The 21,953-nt window shown below is 43.1% G+C and carries 10 protein-coding genes and 3 pseudogenes; 4 read left to right on the top strand and 9 right to left on the bottom strand.

Features of this window, described 5'->3' with window-relative positions; genetic code table 11:
- Positions 1-23: 23 nt before the first annotated feature.
- From C5684_RS01280 to C5684_RS01335, 8 genes and pseudogenes are all read right to left on the bottom strand, one after another.
- A complete protein-coding gene (locus tag C5684_RS01280; RefSeq protein ID WP_104639177.1) occupies positions 24-1,277 on the bottom strand; it encodes a HipA domain-containing protein in 1,254 nt (417 codons plus the stop codon).
- Positions 1,278-1,335: 58 nt separating this feature from the next.
- Positions 1,336-3,396, bottom strand: a complete 2,061-nt coding sequence (locus tag C5684_RS01285) for a type IA DNA topoisomerase (RefSeq protein WP_104639178.1) — start codon at positions 3,394-3,396, stop codon at positions 1,336-1,338.
- A gap of 1,203 nt (positions 3,397-4,599) precedes the next feature.
- Positions 4,600-8,208, bottom strand: a pseudogene (locus C5684_RS09755) (SNF2-related protein); the annotation flags it as partial.
- Positions 8,209-8,697: 489 nt separating this feature from the next.
- Positions 8,698-12,207 (bottom strand): annotated as a pseudogene (locus C5684_RS09760) (Eco57I restriction-modification methylase domain-containing protein); the annotation flags it as partial.
- A gap of 3 nt (positions 12,208-12,210) precedes the next feature.
- Complete coding sequence (locus C5684_RS01320) at positions 12,211-14,082, bottom strand: type IV secretory system conjugative DNA transfer family protein (protein WP_104639182.1); 1,872 nt, start codon at positions 14,080-14,082, stop codon at positions 12,211-12,213.
- Between the two features lie 39 nt (positions 14,083-14,121).
- Positions 14,122-14,610 (bottom strand): hypothetical protein, encoded by a 489-nt coding sequence (locus C5684_RS01325; RefSeq protein ID WP_104639183.1) that lies wholly within the window; start codon positions 14,608-14,610, stop codon positions 14,122-14,124.
- Positions 14,607-15,557, bottom strand: coding sequence for a CpaF/VirB11 family protein (locus C5684_RS01330; protein WP_041603051.1), 951 nt, complete (start codon positions 15,555-15,557; stop codon positions 14,607-14,609). The genes C5684_RS01325 and C5684_RS01330 overlap by 4 nt, the downstream gene beginning before the upstream one ends.
- Positions 15,558-15,560: 3 nt before the next feature.
- On the bottom strand, positions 15,561-15,920 hold the full coding sequence (locus tag C5684_RS01335) for a hypothetical protein (protein WP_104639187.1): 360 nt from the start codon (positions 15,918-15,920) through the stop codon (positions 15,561-15,563).
- A gap of 676 nt (positions 15,921-16,596) precedes the next feature.
- Between C5684_RS01335 and C5684_RS09245 the strand changes: the two genes are divergently transcribed.
- The 3 genes from C5684_RS09245 (at position 16,597) to C5684_RS01350 (ending at position 20,281) form a co-directional block, all read left to right on the top strand.
- Complete coding sequence (locus tag C5684_RS09245; RefSeq protein ID WP_104639184.1) at positions 16,597-18,387, top strand: hypothetical protein; 1,791 nt, start codon at positions 16,597-16,599, stop codon at positions 18,385-18,387.
- Between the two features lie 103 nt (positions 18,388-18,490).
- Positions 18,491-18,994, top strand: coding sequence for an outer membrane beta-barrel protein (locus C5684_RS01345; RefSeq protein ID WP_158650162.1), 504 nt, complete (start codon positions 18,491-18,493; stop codon positions 18,992-18,994).
- A gap of 537 nt (positions 18,995-19,531) precedes the next feature.
- Positions 19,532-20,281, top strand: coding sequence for a hypothetical protein (locus C5684_RS01350; RefSeq protein WP_013891068.1), 750 nt, complete (start codon positions 19,532-19,534; stop codon positions 20,279-20,281).
- A gap of 304 nt (positions 20,282-20,585) precedes the next feature.
- Here the strand turns inward: C5684_RS01350 and C5684_RS09765 are convergent.
- Positions 20,586-20,759: pseudogene (locus tag C5684_RS09765) on the bottom strand (RNA-guided endonuclease TnpB family protein); the annotation flags it as partial.
- Positions 20,760-20,867: 108 nt separating this feature from the next.
- Between C5684_RS09765 and C5684_RS01360 the strand changes: the two are divergent.
- The coding region (locus tag C5684_RS01360; RefSeq protein ID WP_104639185.1) for a tRNA pseudouridine(13) synthase TruD at positions 20,868-21,953 on the top strand (1,086 nt) is incomplete at its 3' end.

Below are 21,953 nucleotides of genomic sequence, written 5' to 3' on the forward strand. Positions count from 1 at the left end.
TATTAAATTGGGGCTGGTGTGGTTCATTTACGCCTGCGTTTGGGGGGTGTAGGGGGTTTTTGGTGGGAGGTTGTTTCTTGGGTTTTAGCCTGTTTTTTGGCGATGATTTGGAGAATCTCTTGGCTTCTTTGCTGGATAAACTTTTCACCTGCTTGCAGCCACTCTTCGGGTAAATTGTATTGTTTATGGCGAGTGAAGGTAAAGTTAGCCAGTTTTAAGAGAGCCTCTGTGTGTCTAGGTTGGCATGCGATCTCTAGTTGTTGTTGGAAAGGAATATTAATGGCACTGGTTTTTTGTTCAAAAAAGGAAGCAATACTCCCTAAATCTTTTTCTGTAATATGGTTAAAAAACGCCATACCATTGTCAAAAATAGGCGCAGGTCTGACAAGCTCATTGGTATCGTTATCAATCAACATACCAAAGTTGCCTAAGTGCCTATCTGTGTTTCCAATAAGCGCATCAAAGAGCAGGAGATCATAAAATGCATCTTCCCCATAAAGTTTCGTTACACCTGTTAGATAAGTTACTAAGTCGTTCTTTCTAATGCGTGTTTTTTTATCAAGGCAATAATACATGGGTAAATATCCGTGCTGTTGGCTTGTGAAAAGCTCACAAGAACTGACAAGTTCTCCATGAAACTCTTGTAAGTCATAGGGTATATGCTCAAATCCCAGTGTTGCAGCAATCTGTGCCATGTAGTATTCACAGTAAGGCTCTTTGCCGTGATAAGGCTTCTCCCAATCAATACGCCCTTTTAAAAGTTCTATCTTGTTTGTTTGTTCATTTCTATGCCAGCACTTCTTAAGCATACCATTAGTGGTAAGCTCTGGAGTGGTTACACGCCCCTCAAGTTTTGCAGAACACCCCGTAAAAGCCACTAAAGCCAGTGTTTCGTTGAAAGAATTTTCGTAGAGATTATGGTCTTTCCAAAGGTAGTTTTTATCTGCAGGGACAATCCAATAAGTGTCGTTGAGAGATAGGGCTAATGTGATGTCTACATAAGAAAGAAAGTTTTTTTCATCTAAATTTAGAGAACGCACAATGTCCTCCACAAATGCTCTATCTTTAGGGATTTTTCTAGCCCTGATCCAGTGTTCCACATTGTCTGCAACACTTTTATCGGTGTCAAAAGAATGAGGCAGTAGAGCAGGCTGTAAAACGATACTTGTGTCGTCTATGAAGTAGTTTTTGACTTTAACACCATTTATCACTTGTTCTTTTACTTGTAATTCAAACCTCACAACCTCTTTATCCTTATTCTTTAACACATACCACATGTAAAACCTCCATGTTTTTTATTTTGTTCTCCCCCCAAAAAACTACCAATACCCTCCCTCACTTCCCCTTCCACTCTTCAATAAAGCCACTGCACACCTGCATATTACTCTTATAATCTTTAGGCAACTTCACATTGTGTTTTTGAGACAAACTCTCTGCAAAGGCAATTTGTTTGGCAGTAGCGGGCTTGCTTGCAGGAGTGTTTTTATTGACTAGATAACCTCCCTCTTGTTTGGCCTTCTCCCTAGCTTCTTTGTGCTTGGGGATGAATTTGTCTAAGAAAGCCTTAGTGATTTTATCATCCCTAGCATAGTCTGCAAACTCACTAGGAATCTCCATCTTCAAATCCCTTAAAATGTCTTGCACATACTTGACTTGGCTTTCTTTAGGGGCTCTAGTGGGGTATTCCTCTCTTGGAGTTTGGCTTGGCATTTGGGGACATCTTTGGGCTATCATTTGCATATACTCCACATAACTACACTCTTGCCTCACAATCTTGTCTAAAAGCTCCTCCATCAAAGCGGTGAATTGGGTATCCACAATCCAACTATAAGGGCTTGCTTCAAAAACGCTAATGACTTGCTTGCCTTTGTGCGTGGCACTCACAACGCGCTTTTTGTCTGGCGTGATTTGGATGTATTCTCTTTGACTTAGTTTGGGCAAGTAGCTGGCATAAGTGCTGGGTCTGCCAATGCCATTTTTCTCCAAGACTTCTATAAAGCTGGCTTCCACATAGGCACTCTTGGCGTGTTTTTGGATTGGAGCGATGTTCAAACTCAACAGACTAATTGTGCTGTCTGCCTTTAGGTCTAAATGCGCATTCTGCTCATTCTCTGCCTGCTCTACACCTTTTGCCTGCTCTGCGTGCCTGAACATATCTAGGTATCCTGCCTGTTTCAAAGAGCGCACACTACATCTAAAGAAGTGGTCTTTGATTTTAAATTGCAAGTCTTGCTTGGCATAGACAGCGGATTTGCCCTGACTCTCTAATGTCCTTTGAAAAATCAAAGCGTAGAGAGCTTGAGCTTGATTATCTGCTATACCTGCTTGGGCTAAAACATTCTGCGTGTCTTCAAGCTTGTGGCAATGGGTGATGCGGATAGCCTCGTGGGCTTCTGCTTGACTATTCTTAGCCTTATAGCTCCTGCGCTCATAAAGATTGGCATAGACAGGTTGATAGAACTTCTCTGCCTTCTCTAAAAACTCTTGACTGAGTGTCTCTGCATCGGTTCTAATATAAGTGATCAATCCTGCTTCAAAAAGTTTTTGGGCGTGTTCTTGGATTTGTTGGGTGCTCAAACCCAACTGCGTGCTCCCCACTTTTAAAAGACTAGAAGTGATGAAGGGCTTAGGAGGTGGGCTTGAGATAGTAGAATGTTTGATGTCTAGCACTAAGACCACTTTGCACTCTTTGAGAGGCTCAAGTATTGTAAGGGCTTGTTCTTGGCTTTCAAACTTGATTTCCTTGCCCTCACCATCACAATGCCTCAGAATGACTTCTCTATTGTGCGCATCATAGATTTTAGCTTGGATTTGATAACTCACCTTCTGACTCTCGGGTAGAGCTTTAAAAGCTTCTATCTCCTTGTCTCTATCCACAATGAGTTTCAAGCAGGGGGTTTGCACCCTGCCTACACTATTGCCCTTTCTTTGTTGCAGACAATCCCCTAAATAAGGGGAGAGAGTAAAACCTATGTAGTGATCACTCACACTCCTAGCTAAAAAGCTCTCATAGTGATTAGAATTTGTGTTGGCAAACAACAAGGCACTTTGCAAACCCTTATTAATCCCACTCTCTGTAATCTCGTGGAACTCAGCTCTAAACACCTTTTTGGCGACATTTTTGATCTTCTCATAAAACATCTTGCCAATGGCATAACCCTCTCTATCGGGGTCTGTGGCGATATAAACGCGCTTGCCCTTGCACTGCTCGATCATCGCATATATCTGTTGTTTCTTGTCTGCCCTGTATGCAAACTTGGGCTTAAAATTCTCTCCCTCAATCCCCTCAAGCTCCATAAAGTGCCCTATAGTGGCTAGCACTTTTGCTCCTGTGATGCTAGCAATCTTTTTGATTTTATTAGGGCTTTCAATGATGATGACATCGGGTTTTTGCATTATCTATCCTTATTCTTTTAAAGTCTCTAGAGCATTGGCTCATCTTCTGCCTTTTGCTTTTTTCTTGTGCTCTTGTTGTTCTATGACATGCATAACTTCCTCTATCTCCTACCCCTTATGATCCACACTCTGCACAGATACGCTTGGATGTGTTTCTAACTCTTGCCGTGTCTTTGTTTCTAGCTTTTCTTTAAAGGCTACTAGAAGGTCTGTGAGGGTATCTTGGGATTTTTTATCTGTTGTAAAGAATTTGTGCAACTCCGTGTAAAGTTCTATCTGACCCTCTTGATAAAAGTAGGGCAGTGCATCTTTTTTGAATGTCTCTTCAAAATAAATGCGTTGATTCTGCGCATCTGAGAGTCTAAAATTTTCCACAAATACTTGGTTGTCTAGCATGTGATTTAAAGCACTCTCTAAGGCTGGGTGGTAGAAAATCTGCGGTGTTCCACTCGCTAACACATCTTTATTCTCTAAGCTCTCTTGGATTGCGATATTATTTTGTGTGGAGTTTTCAAATGCGGGATTGTGTACCACTATAGCTTCTGTTTTGCTAGTAAATGGCTCAGACCTAGCCACAAACGCACTCTTATAGTTCTTGTCTGCACTACATTTGGCAATCTCTTTCACAATCTCTCTACAATCCTCTTTAAGGGCTTGCAGGTATCCTAATTTAGGATACTGCTCCTCTTTAGCTAGCAAGACTTTTAAACTCTTGATTTCTTGTTCTGCTTGTGCTTGGCGTTCTTGCTCTCTTAGAACTTTTTTTTCTAGCTTTTCTAAGCCATTGTTGCACTTGCGCAAAAAGCTTTTAAAATCTATGTCCTCAAAGCTCCCAACATCCAGCAAGTCTTGTTTATGCTTGCTGTAGATTAGATTGTCAGGTTGGATATAGCAATTAGGATCATCAGGGTGGCAGATGTAAAACTCTAACCTGTTTTGATAAAACATCGCCTTAAAGAGTAAACCCCTATAGTCCATCACATCTATTTCTTCTCCCTCATTCTCTAGGGCATTTTGCACCAAAGATTTAAAGAGTGCCTCCATGCGCTCTAAGTTCTGTTTGCTTGACTCATCAGATTTAGAGAGATGGAAGACTTGTGGTTTGTTGATTGCTGTGCCTAAAACTAGAGCTCTGGGTTCTTGGAAACTCCCATCATAAAGCTCAATGCTTAGAGTTTCTCTCCTAGGCTCTCTACACTCTAGCAGAGTGTTTAGAATGTCTAACTGCTTCTTTGCGTGTTGCAATGTGTTTTTGTTTCTTTGCAAACTCTCTTGCTTGAAGTGCTGTTCTTTTAAAAAAGCTTTGTAGAGATTCTCCTCTTTTCTCAGACTTTGTCTTAATTGCACCTCTTGCACAATTAACGGATTGCCTGTAGCTAGGGCTTTCATCTCTGAAGCATCCGCACTGCCCATTGTGATGTCTTCTAATTCTCTAAGGCCTAGTTTATGGGCATTTCTAAATTGTTCTAAGCTCCTGCTCTTGCTCTCGACAATCTGCCACATCCTGCTGTCATAGGTCTGCTCTGTGGCGTATCTAAAGAGTTTGATAGCAAAGTGTTCAGGGTCTCTTGCAAAAAGAGTATTGCCCTATCTAATGAGTCGTCCCTCCATTTGCAAGAGTTCATCAGGTCTCCAAGGACAATCCAAAAAGTGTCCTGCTACTAGGCGTTCTTGCACATTCGTGCCCACTCCCATTTTAGCTGGACTGCCTAATAACACCCGCACTTCCCCGCTATTGACTTTTTTAAAGAGTTCTTGTTTTTGTGCCTCGCTCTTGGCATCGTGAATAAAGGCGATTTCATTTTGGGGGATGCCTAGTTTGACTAACCTTCTTAACACATCGCTATAGACATCAAAGGAAGCACTTTTGGCTATCTGTGTGTCTAAATCTAGGGCTTTGGCATGTTGTTCTGCTAACTCGCCTTGTAGTTCTGCTTGGCTAGGGGCGATGGCTTGCCCTTGCTCATTGTATTCTATCAGGCTCTCTAAAAGCTCTTGCACGCCATCTAGAGTATTTTCTTGCTCTTGGGTGTTCTTGTCTTCTAATGACACCCTTTGGCTATGCACTTTGGGGGTGGATAAGCCAATAAAAACTAATTGTGTGCCCTTGTCTTTGTCCCACTCTTGGTATTGCTCATAGATTTGCACAGCCATGGCTTGGGCTTTAGAATGCTTGTCTTGCACTTTTGCATTAGGGTCAATCAAACGATAATCTAGGGCCGCTTTTCTGGCATCTGTGGTGCAGGCTAAGATGTTATCCCCTCCCCTTTCAGCTCTTTTGCCCTTGCATTTTTCCATCCGATCCACAATAGAACCCTCATTGAATTTGCCCTCTTCATCCTGCACGCCAATAAAGTATGCCACCTCCTCACTTCTGGGCACGACCACATTGATGGGCCTGCCTCCCTCTATCTTGGGCACAAAGTGGGGGTTAAATTTTTGAATATCTGTATTGCTAATGATGTCTGCAAAGCTTCTATACATCGTGCTGAGTTCCTGCACTCCATTGAACTTAGAAAAACGGCTCACCACCTTGTAATTCTGTGCGCTGGTGTCTAGTTCTAAATCTGCTTGGATTTGTCCAAAGGTCTGTGCCCAGTCATCAAAGTTGTAGATGCCCTTGTTTTTAAGGGTCTCTGGTTGCAGATAGCGTTGCAAGTGGTAAAGCTCTGCAATGGAATTAGCAATGGGCGTGCCTGTTAAAAACATGATCTTAGCCCCTTTGTCGTGTAGGTATTGGGTCTTGACAAAGAGATCGCTAGCACGCCTTGAACCTTGTTGATTGCCCAAACCTGCGACACCCTGCATATTGGTGCTAAAGCCTAAGTTCTTGAATAAATGGGCTTCATCTATAATCAAGTTGTCAATGCCCATTTGGCTGATGTCGATATGGCTTTTACTCTGTGCCAATAATTTAGAATACCTAGCCTCTATGCGCTTGATGGCCTGTTCTTCAGCACGCACACTCATCACCGCTGACTTGTCTAACAAGCCTGCCTTTACTAAATCCCTTAACTTTTCATTGCTACTGCGTAGTTCGTCCTCTTCTTCAGCCTGCATCTGCATAATGGTTTGTTCAGGGTTAGCCAAGAGTTCTAGCTGGCTATGGGCAATGATCACAGCATCGTATTGGTTGTTGGCAATCTGGTTATAGAGTTGTTCGCGTTGCTTGGGGCTAAAGTCTTCGCTCTCCACAACTAAGACATTGGCATTAGGGTAGGCTTTGTAAAACTCTTGCGCCCATTGCTTGGTTAAATGATTGGGCACGGCAATCAAGCTCTTATTAACCAAGCCCATACGCTTTTGTTCCATGCAACTTGCAATGGCTACCAAAGTCTTGCCCGCGCCCACTTGGTGATCCAAACACAGGGTGCGCTCTTGAATCGCTCTAAAAATGGCATTTTTTTGGTGGGGTCTAAGTTCTATATCTTGGTTAAAGCCTTCTAATTGCAAATGCGATCCATCATAGCTTTTGAGCACATCCGTGTTGAAAGTGTCATTATAGATTTGCTCTAAATGCGTGCGCCGTTCATAATCTGCATAAATCCACTCTTTAAAGGCTTCTTGGAGTTGTGCGGCCCTATCTTGAGCTAAGGTGCTTTGCTCCTCATCCACCACCATAATGGGCTTGCCATTCTCATCTGTTCTATTAGGATCGGGGTATTTGATTTCAAGGGGCGTGTTGTTCATCACGCACTCTAGCAAATGCGCCCCGCTCAATTTCATTTTATACGGGTTGTGTTTATCCCTAATGCCTAAGAAATCTAATTCTGTAGTGTCATTCACACGAAAGCCTCTAGAACTCTTAGCCACACAGAGGCGTTGTTTGATATAGTCCTCATAAAACACACCTTCTTTGCCTGAATGGCTATAATCCTCTCTGATCTGCTCTAAGAGAAACTCCTCATAATACTTAGGGGGAATCCAAGGTGTGCCCAAATGCACAGCAATGTCCATAGCTTTAATGTCTGCTGGTATGATGGTCTCCAGTGCTTTCAAATTCTCTGTTAAATCCTCTCTGCCTGCCTCCATGGCTTGTTTGACTTCCTTGAGCTTTTGCTTGACATCCCCACTCAAATAATCACTGGCTAAAACATAGCTAGGAATCTCTAGGTGGTTTTTAAAGATTAACTTTTGTTCTAAAAGTTCTTCAAGGGTGTTTTCTATACTCTGTGTTGTGAAGTGTTTAGCGATAAAGGCTACATCCAATCCCCCCGTTTCACTCACACTGGCAATCAGAGCTTCTTTAGCATTGGTGATGGCAAATGTTCTCTTAGGGCTTAGGGTGCGCTTAGAGAAAATATCTACCTTTTTAGCACTAGGTTTTCTAAAGGATAAGTCCTGTGCCTGTGCTTGGGCTTTATTGATGCCCTTATCAAATTCTCTCTCTAAGCCTAAAACCTTAGCCCCGTGCAAGTCATCTTTGATGTCTTTGCGGTTTTTGTTTTCATTCAGATAGCCAAAGTTTTTGACAAAATTATCGTAGAGAGCATTGAGCTTAGTGCGTTTTGCTTCTAGCTCCCCATCAGTGCTCAAAGGGCTTAATTCTGCTTTAAGCAAGTCATTGAGCGCATCTCTTAGAGGAATAAAAGCTTGGATACGCCTTTTTTGCATTTGGGTTTTGATTTTAGGGGCTTGTTCTAAGAGAATAACAGGCAGTGCCTCTAAATAGCTCTCATCTTCTCTCCCTGAGAGTTTTTTGGACCTAATTTTGTAAATCTCTCCTTCAAATTCTACATAATTGCCCGCTTCTAGGTTTTTGTATGCTTGGGAGTATTGGGTGAATTTGTGGTGTGAGCGATCTAAGATCACAAGTCCTTGGGGGTATTCTGTTTTTCTATAATTGTAAATGTCTTTGGGCAAGGTAGCGATGAGAGAGGAAATGGCTTGCTTTAAATCTAAAGAGGCTTTGGGGGCGTTGGTGAGTTGAGGGCGTTGCAAGAATTGCAACTCTAAATTACCTAGCACATGCTCAGGGTGGTTTTTAAAATAGGTATTGATCCTAAATTCTTGCAAATTCTGGTGTTCTGCTAAAAAATCATAGATGGCTTGCATCTGCTCAGGGCTATAGCCATAGACATTATCCTGTGCGTTCACATCCAAACTAGGCTCAAACTTCAAGGCCTTAGCCACAACATCTATAATGGCTTTTCTGTCTGCAAAGGACTTGGTTTCAAGACCCGCCGTGTCATAAAAGGGCACACTCTCTAAGAACTCTTGATGCAAATTGGAATCTTTGCCCTTTTTGAAAAACACCAAATCTGTTGTAACCTCAGTGCCTGCGCCCTTGAACACATCATTGGGCAATCTAATCGCGCCTAAGAAGCTTGCTTGGCTAGCAATGTGCTTGCGCATAGTGCTATCCTTTGCATCTAAGAAGGCACTAGAGATGACAAAGGCTAAAATACCATCTTCTTTTAAGTGTTTGAGGGCTTTACCCACAAAGTAGTTGTGCACACTCGCCCCGCTTAAATCCTTATCCCCATCATAAATCAAATCCTTGCCATAGGGGGGGTTGCCAATGAAGGCATCAAAATTATGGGTGAAGTCAAAGTTTTCAAACTTGGTGTGCTGGATATTTTGGAGTGGGTGGAGTTTTTTGGCAATCCTAGCACTCACACTATCGGCTTCTGTGGCACTAAAGTGATAGTTTGCATGCGGTGGGGCATAACTGAGAAAATTCCCAATGCCCACACTGGGCTCAAAGATTTCTTTGGTGTTGCCATCCTTGTTAAACCCAAAATGCTCTAAACTCTCATAGATAGCATCCACCACTATTTTAGGTGTGTAGTAGGCATCTAGAGTGGATGTGCGCGCTTGGAAATATTGCGCTGGGTCTAAGAGGGTTTGCAATTCCAAGAACTCTGGGCTCTCTTGAGTGGAATCAAAGAAAGAGCTCATAGAGCCCCAGCCACTATAGGCACTGAGCACCAGCTGTTCTTCAGGCGTAGCACCCCTACCGCCCTCTTCTGCTAGTGTTTTTAGGACTTTAATAGCTTTGATATTTGCTTCATAGCGTTTTTTAAGAGTAGTAGGGGTGTGCTCCTCTTGGGTTTTAAAATCACTTTGAGAGTTGCCCACTGCTTGCGTATTTTTGCTTGCATCTTGTGCATCCTTTGCATTCTCTAATGCACCCCCAACTCCTTCCCTTATTTCAGAACTATGTTGCTCTAAGCGTATATCAGTTACTCCAAACTCATGTTGGAGTGTGCCATCAACTCCTTGTCCTTCTGCAGACACTCGCTGTAATTCCTCCCGGTGGTGGGGGGTTCTGTGATCAAATAGTGATAGGGTTTGATCTCTGCTTGCTGGAGTATCTCCATATCCGTTATCCCCTCTGCGCGCTGAATCTGTGCCTGTGTCCGATCCAAGATCGCTAGCTCCATCTTGGTTTGGTTGCGCACTATGGGGAATAGGATGTCTAGGTGCAGATGGTAGATCATGTTGGGAAACCATGCCCTCCAGCGATCCAGCACTAGAAACTCGTAGCCCTCCAGCTTCTCGTGGTCGAATAGCCACATCAGTTGTTCCCAACGCTCTGGATTGGTCTGTTCTATTTTCTGCTTCAATGTCTTCAACTCCAGTGGGTGGATGGGCATGCGCTCCAACGGATAAATCCCCTTCTCTAGTGCTTTGAGATAAAGTAGCGAGTCCTCGCGCTCCATCTGCGCTTTCTTCTTCTCCTCTAGCTCGTGCTCCAAAGCTCTCTCCAAGCCTATCTGAATGCTCAGTTTTAGATGATACGGGTCGTAATGTTGCATACTCTCTCTTATGCCCTCCTCCCCCAGATTGATAAAGTATCCCCTCTCCTGTGGGCTCAACTCTTGGGCTAGTTTCTCCCACCACTGCTTGTATTCCCCGTTCATCATAATGGCTTCCTGTACGGCTTCCATAAATTCCTCTATACTCGCTTCTTTCATTGTCTTCTCCTGTGTGTGATATGGATTGTATCGGAATTTGGGCGTTCTTGTCTAAATCATCTACAAGCTTGTAGAGCCAGTCTTTTAACGCATGGCTACTTATTTCATTGATATAGTGCCTTGTAGATGAAGTATGAATCTCTTGTGCCACATTTTCTAAGGGCTTGGGGTCTGCAACTAAAGCCGATTGCAAATCAACATCCCAAGCAGAGGGCGTGGGTGTAAAGGGATGACGATCATTGTTAGCATCGCGCTCATAAAGCATGCCAGCTGTTCTAAGACCTCTGATAAGATAATCATTGAGTTCTTGAAGGGGCAATGCCCCAGTAGCGACACTATCAGACATAAAAACTTCCTTGCGATTTTCTCCAAAGATTTGGGCTAAAATACTCCCCACATCGCGCATGTGTTTGTCAAAAACAGGATGCGTTATAGGGTTAATGCTCTCTTCTCCTACCTTACTGACCTCATAGTATCCATGCTCATATACTTCTAAGAGTTGTGCTCTTAGGTGCGCATCTTCAAAGAGAGATTTTCCCTGTTGCAAAGATACACAAATTTCTTCTAGTTTTTCAGGGACGGTATGCACGGGCAGGTAGTAGGGATTGCTGGTATAAAGCCCATTGAGCAAATCATTGAGTTCTTGTTTTTGTTTTTCCTTATCTCCTCTATAAAAGTCAGAGCCACGCATTAAGGCAAAACTGGCAGAGAAATATTCCCCATACAAGGCAACTATCTTCTCTTTGTCATAAGAAAAATCGGGCTCAATCTCTTTTAAGAGCTCTTGCCATGGCCAAAAATCCTGCTGATCTGTGTGTTCTTGCGACAAATCTTGCTGTGCTTGCGGTATATTCTCTTGCTCTGTGTCTGTAGTGGTGTTATTCTCTAGTGCGCTGACCCCTACCGCTATCTCTTGTGTTAGGATTTCCGGTATGACATTCTCTACCTCTAACTCCTGTGCGCCACGCTCCTCTTGCTCCATAACATCAAATCCCCTGTCAGAGAGTGGGAGAGTGGGGGATTCTTGCTGTGCTGTGGTGCTAATCGTGTTCTTTTGTTGGATGGATTCTTGCTGTGTGTGCTCTTGCTGGGATGTGAATTGCGCCATAAAATGCCTTAACTGCTCTAATTGCTCTAAGATAGCCGTGTTTTGGGCTTGCAAGGTTTTTATCTCTTTAGTGTGCTCTTTCAAATCAGTCTCACGCTCTGTTTGCAATCTTTGCACCTCTGCTCTCAAAGCCTGCACTTCAGCTTGCAAGGTCTGCACCTCAGAAACACGCTCTGCGCTTTGCTGTTCTACCGCCACAGCTCCAACTTGTGCTCTAGTTTGCATATACTCTTGTAGCTGTGCATAGTGCTCTGGTTTCAACTCATTTTGCAAATCAGCAAGGCACACTTGGGCGTTGTGCTCTTGTCTGTGCAAACTTTGGGGGTTGGGCTCTTTGAAACGGCTGGTGTCTAAGGTTTTAAACACTTCCACATTATAAAGGTCTGTGGTGTTAAAAATGGGTTCTGCTAAGACATTGCCGCCTTTGTCTTTGGTGAGCAAATACGAAATGCTGACTTTTTCTATGCTCCCCTGTGGGTTTTGCCTGTTTCTGGTGTTGGCCTTGATGTGGGCAATCTCTTGGGGATTTGCACCTAGTGAAAGTGCCCTACTTAAAGACACCCACTGGTTTCTAGCATAACTACATTCCTCCATCTTGGCATCTAAGGCCAAAGCGTGCAAATCCGTATAGTAATTGCCCGTGCTAGGGTTATAAGCTTTTTCTAGGCTCTGTGCTTTATGCCAAGAGAGGCGTTGGCATTCTAGGTGGTTTTGCAACTCCTGTGCCTTGAAACGGGCAAATGCACTCTTTCTTTCTGTTAAAGACATCTCATTCCATGCCATTCTCTAATCTCCTTTATTGGATTTGGTTGTCCAATCCACGCGATTCAACAATTCTTTATCTTTGAAGTAAAAATTAGCCTTAAGCTTTAGGGGCTTAGCTTTGTTGCCTGTTACAATCACAATCACTTCATCATCCGGGATATTCAAGATGTCTTGGGGTGTGAGTAACTCTCTGCCCTCCAAAGAATAAGAACTCGTGCCTCCAAAGACTAGCTGGCCTTTCTCTGTAGAGGTGTTCTTGCTCAAACGCGTAAATTGTCCCACTTCTTTAGAGATGATCTCAGCATCTTCTGCACTATTCATCTTAAAGACAATGTTGTAATGCACTACGCCCTTTAACACCTTGAGCTCATCATCGCTGTAATACTTCCTAATCATCGCATAGTCCTGTGTGATGAATAAGGGGACGACATTGTAGCTACGGCACAGAGCGGGCATTTCTAGCAAGAAGGGGAGCTTGCCAAAGCGCACGAATTCATCTAAAATGAAGTAGATACGCTCATTAGGCTTTTTGCTCTCCTCTATCAACAGGTTTTTAGCAATACTCTCTAGCAATGTCCTAATTAAGGGAGCTAGAGTGGCAATATCTGTTTGGGCAATCTTAATGTAAAGCGTGATATTCTTTTTTCTAAAATCCGCATACTCAAAGCTCATCTTAGAAGTGGCTTCCTTGACTTGTGGGCTTTTAAACACACTCACAAAGCGATTAAAGGTGGATTTGATGCTGGCAAACTCCTCTTCAGCCGCATTTGCCCAACCCCGCGCGTCATTTCTGATAATCTCATCTAGCACCCCCTCTGCGCGGTGCTCAGGTTCAGGTTCATTAGGATTGTAGTTTCTAGGATCATCCACATCGGTGTATTTTTGATCACCCACTTGCAAATAAAAAAGTTGGGCGGGATTGGCATTAGGATTTTGAATGGGGTAATTTGTATTGGGATTGAGCACTAAATTGCCATTCTCATCGTGTTGGTAAAGCGTCTTGTAATGCTTGCTTTTAGGATGGATAAGAGCCACAAAGTCTCTGTTGGGCCACATCGCAATGTCATAGAGGCTGGATTCATTTTTGGTGCAAACATCATAGAGAGCATAGAAAGAAAATAACTCTCTAGCCTTAGCCACCCAGTGATCCTCTTGCTTGTCCTCTTGGATAAAGATATTATTTGCCACCTCTTGCACCAATCTTAGCTTAGCATCAAAGTTCATCGGTTCTACCAAGCGTTTATCAAAGGGATTGAAAAAGCAAGTGTTATCCTCCCCAAAGGGATTGAATACGAGGATTTCATTGTGCAAGGCTTGTTGTCTGTAGCCTGCACTCAATGAACACAGCTCCCCCTTAATATCTGTAACAATGCAAGAAGTGGGCAAAGTCAATAAGTTAGGGATGGCAATGGCAGCTGTCTTGCCCGCTCCGGGTGGTGCGACAATCATTGCCCCTAATGGCTTGTTATAACACACCCTTTTAGCAAAGGGAAAGCCAAACTTGCCCAAGATAAAGCCCTTGTTAAAGCACACCCCCAAAGGGTGGACAATCTTGCAAAAGCCCTCTTTAGAGAAGATTTTAAAGCATTCAATATCTCTCGCACTTGCCCATTTGGCATAGCCGTGAGTCTTTTTGGAGGTTTTAGGAACAATGATGTAAAGAGTAGCAATTAAGGGCATAAGAGCCAAAAGAGTAGTAATATAGACTTCAAATTTCAAATCTAACAGACTTGCGCCCCGTTGTAAACCTGAGATAATGGAATATGAAAAGACATAGGCATCGTTGAAACTATGCAATTCCTCAAAGGCATACCAGTTAGATAGGATGAAAAACAAGGGTATCCCTAATACACTCAAAAACAAACTCATCCACACCACAAATTGTTGTTTCATGGCTAACTCTTTGCTTTGGGTTTATTAGGCACAAAGGTGCTATGATATTCCCCATAATTTTTCAAACTTCTTGTAAAAAACACGCGCCTTCTCTTTCTCTCCAATGTCAGTATAGACCTGACTCAAGAGCTCTAGTAATAGTTTTCTCAAATGCCACATATCCTCATCCATTTTTGCTAGCAGAGCAAAAGCTTGTTCCCAAAAAGGGATATGCTCTAAGTAGAGTTGCTGGTTCTTTTTAATGGCTAAATTGACTTGGTGCATCATTTGGTTTAAATTAGAAGCGTTAGCATTCATCTGCGTATATAAATGCTCGTTAGGTCTAATGATCTCTGCGATGTTTTCAAAATAGGTTTGGGTGGTGTTAGGAGAGGTGAGTTGCCTAGAATCAGCATTTAGAATCAAATTTTCTAAAGTTGCTGTTAAACTTGTCTTGTGGTCCAGCATTTGTGCACACAAGGTGTGGTTGGCCTCCTCGCTAATCAGACAATGGACTCTACGCCCTGTATTTTTTTTGAGTTTTTTCACGCACAGCCCTTAAGCCTATCCAAATCCTTTGTCCAAACCACTTCTTGGATGTATCTTGTATTGCTGGCTCTGTCATAGTGAATCTGCACCACCACATCAATGGCACTCTTAAAGAAGTCGCGCACCACTTGCAGCTCCATATCTACCCTATTCATTCTCAAATTGAGCGCAATGGCTTCGATGACTTGATACACACTATTAGCGTGCAAAGTAGAGACCATCCCCTTATGTCCTGTATTTCCAAATCTTAAAAACAACAAGGCATTTCGTGTATCAATCTCACCCACCATCAATCGATCTGGGCTCATCCGCATTGCCATATTCAAGGCATTCTCATAAGTGAAGTTTGCCTCTTCATTCTTGCCCACTAGCAAAGACTTGTGGTTAGCAAACTCCCTTAAATCCAGCTCTTGACTATCCTCCACACTTACAATCCGCGTCTCTCTAGGGATATAGCCTATCAAGGCGTTTAAAAAGCTTGTCTTGCCTGAGCCTGTGCCCCCACTGATAAGCATATTGTGCCCTTCTAGGGCAATTTGCTTGAGATCATCGTAGCCAAACTTGTCATCTCTAAGCGCAAACTCTTCTAACTCAAACTTTCTCTCACTGGGCACACGGATATTGAGTGAAGGCTGATCATCTGCACTAATGCTAAAGTGATTCACACTCACGCGATAACGCGTGAAAGGGATAGAAGTGTTGAGTGTTGGATGAGAGTGGTTAAAGAACAAATCCCTATAACTAGCTAGTTGTTCTGCAAACCTAATCAGAAAGTCCTTACTAAAACTCGCATCCACCACTCTTTCACGGCTTCCATCTAGCTTATAGAGCCAAAGCTCTTGTTCTGTGTTGCAAATGAGCTCGGTGATCCCACTCTCTAAATAAGGGAGAAAAGTCTCAATACAGGTCTTTAAGTTCCTGTATTTAGCTAGTGGGCTTAAATCCAACATCTAGCCCCTTCTCTTTTGCAAATTGTCTAGTTCATCGCACAATGTCTTCGCCTTGAGCAGTTGCTTGCTGTGCATTTTTTCATAAGCAAGTGTAATGCCCTTGATTTTTTTCTCATAAGCTATTGTGGTGCTCTTGATCTGAGCATTCAATTTCTCAATCTGGGCACGCAAGCGTTGCTCTTTGGCATCTAATTGCCCAAATTCATCTAGGCGTTTCAAGAGTGCTTGTTCGTTGAGCTCAGCAGGCTTGGACGAATCCTTGTGTGGATTATCCTTTGCTGGATTGACATTGTGTGCGTTGTGCGCATGATGCTCTTTGTTTGCTTGGTTAGCGTTGTTTGTGTTGTTTGCGTTATTCATAGTGTCTCCTTGTTGAATTAGAATAAATATGCGTAAAGATTCCAGGGTGCTAATCTTGACTTCTTTACCATCGACCTTAGCATAGAGAACTACATTGTGGAGCGTATAGGGTAAAAAGTTTTGCAGAGCGAGATTCTTGCCATTCAAAGAAACTTTAATGGGGGACAGTGTGCCAAAAATCCTCTTGAGATTTTTAATCACTTGGTCTTTAGAGTCAAACATAGTCCTAGCATATGCGTTAAGCTGAGTGGTGCTAATAAATGTTGCGCTTTGTCTTCTAGTCAGTATTTCACTACTTTTCAACATAACCATCATAAACCCTGTTTCTGTAAAGAAACCGCTCCTAGGTTTTGCCAAACACTGGTCAAGCCCTATCAAAGTCAAAAAACAAAGTACTCTTTTCATGTTGCAATTTAAGCATGGATTCTTGTTTCCACAATTTAGTATTTTTGCTGGAGATTTTTAAAACTCTTTGGCAGAAATCCCACTCGTCTTGAGTGGGTGGGTGATTCACGACCGTACATCTGCCAACAAGTGACACAAGATCAGAATGTATTGTGTCGTTAGGTAATATCATAATCAAAATTCAGTATATTGTAGCTAATCTATTACATTAATCTAAAAACTTTATGCTATCATAGGGGTCGTTTAGCGTTTTCAGTTAGGAGATACCTTTATGACAAGCAATTTTTCAGCTAGATATTTCTTGGTGAGTGCTTCTCTTCTTTCGGCTTTGGGGGCTGAAGTTGGCGATGTGCGGAATGGCTTTTTTGTGGGTGCGAGTATGGGGGCGCGTAGCATGTCCATCGCCCAAGCCCATAAAGAACCCATCACTTCTAGCGTGGGTAATTATTTTAGGACAAGCAAGCTGTATAAGGCTGGTTTTGCAGCGCAAAATTTGCAGACTCTAAAGGAAAGTTTGCAAAACCTGGTCAAAAAGTTGGCGGATTTGGATGCGAAGATCCAAGCAGCTGCGAAGACCAAAGATTTTAAACCAGACTTAAAAGCCTTGGATTTGCCTAATTTAGATGCCTTAGAAAAAAATGTTGCAAATGCCATTGCACAGCTAAAAGCACAAAACAACCCCGATCTCAACAAGGCTTTGGAGGGATACTCTAGTGCCCTTGATGAGCTAAAAGCCTATGGCGCAGATCTTTTAAAAGAGGCAAGTGACTACAACAAGGACTTGGGGGAAGCCCAAGGGAAATACGAAACCGCAGTTAAAAATTACCAAGCCGAAAAGGCAAAACACGATGATGCAGTCAAAGATTACAACACCAAAAAGGCAAAATACGATGCTGATCTCACAAAACACAATGACGCAGAGGCAGCATACAAGACTGCTCTCAAAAATTACAATGACAAAAAGGCAAAACACGATGATGCAGTCAAAGATTACAATGACGCAGAAGTAGAATACAATACAAAAAAGGCAAAATACGATGCTGATGTCCAACAGGCAAAGAATGACTACACGAGCGATATGCAGAAGTATAATACTGCGATCGGCAGTTATGGTGATGCTAAAAAGAAATATGGGAATGCGCGCACCCCGCTTTATAAAAACCTCACTAACCCCTTGTCGAGGTTTGAGCGTGTAACGGGCTCAAAAAATGAGCGCCAAGCAAAAATAAGAGAGATTGTCGGAAAGGACTATAACGGGAGCCTCGCAGAAATAAAAAAGGCTGTCAAGGATAACTTGGACAATCTAAAGACACTTAGCGAGGTCAACTATAAGGGAGAAACAGTCAGATATTCTGCTGATTCTAGTGTGAAGCAGGGGAGTTGGGAAGCCAAACAAAGGGTGTTTTCATGGAGCGACTATAATGACGCTGCGGATATAGGGGCGCATTTACGACAAGTTGGTCGTAAACCAACCAAGGACCAAGGTATATGCGGTATTCATGGCAGTTTTGATGCATGTGTCAGTCGTTTTGAAAATAGTTCGAATTTTGCAGATTACTCCCTAGAAAACCTAACTCAGCTCTATGCGTGGATGCAAGATGAACTCAATAATGTGCTCACGACACATCATAATGTGGATAGACTTGCAAAAATTTTGAGTCTTTACCACGATAAATCCTTTGACGCGGGCATGGTAGGAGGATTCGGAGAAAAGTTGGGTAAAAGCTTGCCTGCACCTGATGCTGTCTTTGACTCCCAAATCGCGCAACCTACCCAAGCCACTTTCACCGCTCCTACAGCTCCTACAGCTCCTAAAGCTTTCACCGCTACAGCTCCTACAGCTCCTAAAGCTTTCACCGCTACAGCTCCTACAGCTCCTAAAGCTTTCACCGCTACAGCTCCTACAGCTCCTACCCTTAATTTTAACCCCTCGGATATGTCTGGTAAAATCGCTAGTGTTGGGCAACAAGTCGATGGATTGCCTAAGGCTGTTAGCATACCCCCCCCCTACCCAAACACCCAAGCCCACTGCAAGCAATCCGCCCACTCCCCAAGTGCCTAGCAAGCCCCAGCCCATGATTAGTAAAAACCCCCCGACTGCCATCGTGCCACCATACCATGTCCAAACAGGTAGCTCTAGTAATTCAGGCATCCAGGGAGGTCCTGTGAAACCCGGTATAGGAGGGGTGTTGGAAATGTTTAACAACGCTCTTTATAGAAATGCCGGCTACAATGTGTCTTTTTTGGCGGGTTACCAACGATTTTTCAGCCGTCATTTTGGTTTTTCTACGCATGCGAGTGTGGGGTATGAATATGTGCACCATAATCTTTTAACTTCCAAACATCTTCAGGGGTTGCCCACCACTCTAGGCGGGCATTTGATTTACGATTACATCGCACCCAAATCCAAAAAATCTAAGAAGAAACCTTATTATGGTCTGTATGCGGGGTTGTTGGGCTCAAGCCATGTCTATTTCTTAAACAGCGCGGTTAGCCATAGATTTAACCTTTCTGTTGATTATGGTCTGCGCTTTCAGATTCATAAAGATATTATCAAGCTAGGGGTCAGCATGCCCCTGCTTAAGCAAATAACACGCATCGGTAGTCTGCTGATTCGAGAGGACTACAGAAACTTCAATCTGTATGTGTCTTTTAGCAGGCTTTTCTAGGTGTTTTTGCAAGAGACAATACAGAATAGGTAGGTACTCACTGTCGGATACGGGCTTGCAATGTTGGCATGGATTGTTTCATGCTATGTCTCGGGAGGTCTACCTTGAATAAGGAAAATGGCTATGATACTGGAATGCCTCTAAAATGCTTGCTCTTTTGGCTCAAGCACGACTGGTATCTAGAATGTGTGTCTTGCAAGCAGAAGTACAGGCTCTAAAGGCAGAAATACAGAGATTGCACACAGAATACGCTCAAGAGATGAATGTTATTAAGGTACATTAGGGCATTGCTCTCTTGTATTTCGCCTGTTTTAATGTTTTTGATATAGACTTCTTGGCGCGTTTCTATCCTCTGTAGCTTGGTTGTTTTGGCGTTCTTGATCTTACCTCCCTAAATACGGTTATCCTAAAGCAAATACTTAATCATGTAGTAAGTAGCCCATGCAACACAGCCAGAGCACACTACAGGGGAAACTAATCAAGGCATAAGAGAAAATCCAATACAATCAACACCATTTCAAATAATAAAGGAAGATGATGAAAGAAGCGAGCATAGAGGAATTTATGGAAGCTGTGCAGAAAGCTATGGTAATGGAGAAAGACAGGGAGCAGTGGTGGAAGGAGTTAGCCCAAGGATTGAGTCCACAGGAGAGGGGCTACTTCATCAATTTGGGGAAGGAGGGGATAATAGAGAGCACACGGCACCACGATCCATATCATCTGAAACTGAGCATCCAAATAGGTATGGAGATGACAATGGAGCAGGAGCTAGAGCAGAAGAAGAAGGCACAGATAGAACTTGCGGACTCGACACTCTACATGGGAGCATTGGAGAGGGGGATTTATCCTTTGGAGCGCAGACCCAACCACCCATTGGAGTTGCAGAAGTTGAAAAAGAAAATAGAGAAGGCAAATCCTGCACGCTGGAAACAACTGATGTGGCTATACGATTACGAGAAACTGGAGGGATACGAGTTTCTTGTGCTGGATCGTTGGAGGGAATGGTTCCCCAACATGGTCTATCATCTACACCTGGATATTCTATTCCCCATCATGTGCAGTCAAATGAAGATGGAGTTGGCGATCTTGGACACCACACAGGCACAGATTCAGCGTGCAGAGGGAATAACGGACTTAGAGCAACTCCAACAAGCCCAGATCAATCTCTACTATTATCTGATTGTAGCGCCACCCAAAATAGGGAAGAACTACAACGAGTGTCTAGAGAAAGACAAGAAGTGGATGGCCCAATCCAACATGAGTCTAGAGAGGTTGATGCGCCCTTAGAACAAGATGCCTTGGAAACAGAGACGGGGATTTGCATAAACTCCAGACACTCTAGTATAGGGCTACTAGCACATTAAGACAATATTTTACGGGGTTAGAATCATTATAACAAAGCCACTGCTTAGGTAGTTGAGTTGTGTGGTGTTCAAGCGAAGTATGTATCCCCCTAGGGGGATTTTGTGGGGGCTTGGGAGTAGGGGGCGGGTTTGGACTAAGTGCATTCTCACACTCCCTAATAAGACACCCTATTTCAAAAGCAGCTGCACGATGCCGTTCCTACAAACCTATAAAACCACATAAAACCCTATAAAATTCTATCAATAGAAAAAAATTTTAAGGGTTGCGATTTCTGTTGTATTCCTATTTCAACCATGCTAGTTGTTAACTGATTTTTTGACAAATCCGCTAACAGAGCCGTCACGTCCATAGGCGTAAATTCAGCGAAAACTCCACTTACTAAATGCTTGACTAGATTTATAGTGAATTTAGCTTATTTTAGGGTGATTAAGCAATTTTAGAATGAAAATTAGTAGATTTGTGTTGGTAGATTTGTGTTCTAAATCTAATTTTCTGTTACAATTTTGTGATGAACGCGTCTAGATTTTTTGCCAGTGGCCATGCCCCCATCACATTTTCTTTCCACAAATGCCCCAGAGACTTTGTGGTGCAAGAAGAACCCTTGTATGCTTTCTATGGGCATGGGGATCACCTCATCGTGCAAGTGCGTAAGAAAAACAAGAGCACTTGGGAGATGCTTTCGCTCTTATCACAAATGCTAGGTTGTGATGTATCCATTTTTGGTTATGCTGGACTCAAGGACAAACACACGATGGCGTTGCAATATGTATCCATGCCCAAAAGCTACGAAACTCTATTGGACCAGCACACCCCCATACTTGCCGAGCAAGGAATCACGATTCTAAGGAGCACCACACACCCCCATAAACTGAATCTAGGGCATCTCAAGGGCAATCACTTTTTAGTGCGCCTTAAAAAACTCGATCCGATCAATGCCCAAAGAATCAGTCAGGTTTTGCTTTTTTTACAAGCCTATGGTTTCCCCAACTACCTTGGGGTGCAATGCTCTGAGAGTTTGGGAGAAGGTTTTAAACACGGCAATGCCAGTAGTAAAAAAATCGATCGGGTCTTGCTTTCTAACCAACAAAGTTGTTTGTTTAACCAGTGGTTGGGCGCGCGCATGCGCTTAAATTCCCTTGTGCAGGTCCTTAGCCCCAAAGAAATCACCCAAGAGTTCATAGGGCTTAGTGTGAAACAAGCTCAAATCCTCAAAGCCCAACAACATTACTTCAAACTTTTAAATGGTGATGTCTTGTGCCATTACCCCTCCTTTAGGCGGTGTTTTTACCATTACGATCAGGATTTAGGGCATGATGTCGAACGGCTATACACCCATAGATTAGCCCCCACAGGGTTATTGCCCGGACATAAAGTATTGCTAGCTAAAGATTTTGCTGGCTCTTTTGAGGAACCCTATAGTAATTTGATTGATATTCAAGGCGATCGCCGTTACGCCCTAGTTTTCCCCACAGATGTTTCTTTTAACTACAACACCCAAAAAGCCCAAGGCGAGTTGCGCTTTTTCCTGCCCAAAGGGGCTTATGCGACAACATTTTTAGAAGAACTTGCGGGCAAGGAGCTATTTGGTCTTGAA

Source organism: Helicobacter bizzozeronii (assembly GCF_900196775.1).
Lineage (GTDB): Bacteria > Campylobacterota > Campylobacteria > Campylobacterales > Helicobacteraceae > Helicobacter > Helicobacter bizzozeronii.

What these genes read in the sequence shown, in the direction of transcription:
- C5684_RS01320 (WP_104639182.1), bottom strand. Translation starts at nt 14,082, where the DNA reads ATGAAACAACAATTTGTGGTGTGGATGAGTTTGTTTTTGAGTGTATTA.
- C5684_RS01285 (WP_104639178.1), bottom strand. Translation starts at nt 3,396, where the DNA reads ATGCAAAAACCCGATGTCATCATCATTGAAAGCCCTAATAAAATCAAA.
- C5684_RS01335 (WP_104639187.1), bottom strand. Translation starts at nt 15,920, where the DNA reads ATGAATAACGCAAACAACACAAACAACGCTAACCAAGCAAACAAAGAG.
- C5684_RS09245 (WP_104639184.1), top strand. Translation starts at nt 16,597, where the DNA reads ATGACAAGCAATTTTTCAGCTAGATATTTCTTGGTGAGTGCTTCTCTT.
- C5684_RS01350 (WP_013891068.1), top strand. Translation starts at nt 19,532, where the DNA reads ATGAAAGAAGCGAGCATAGAGGAATTTATGGAAGCTGTGCAGAAAGCT.
- C5684_RS01280 (WP_104639177.1), bottom strand. Translation starts at nt 1,277, where the DNA reads ATGTGGTATGTGTTAAAGAATAAGGATAAAGAGGTTGTGAGGTTTGAA.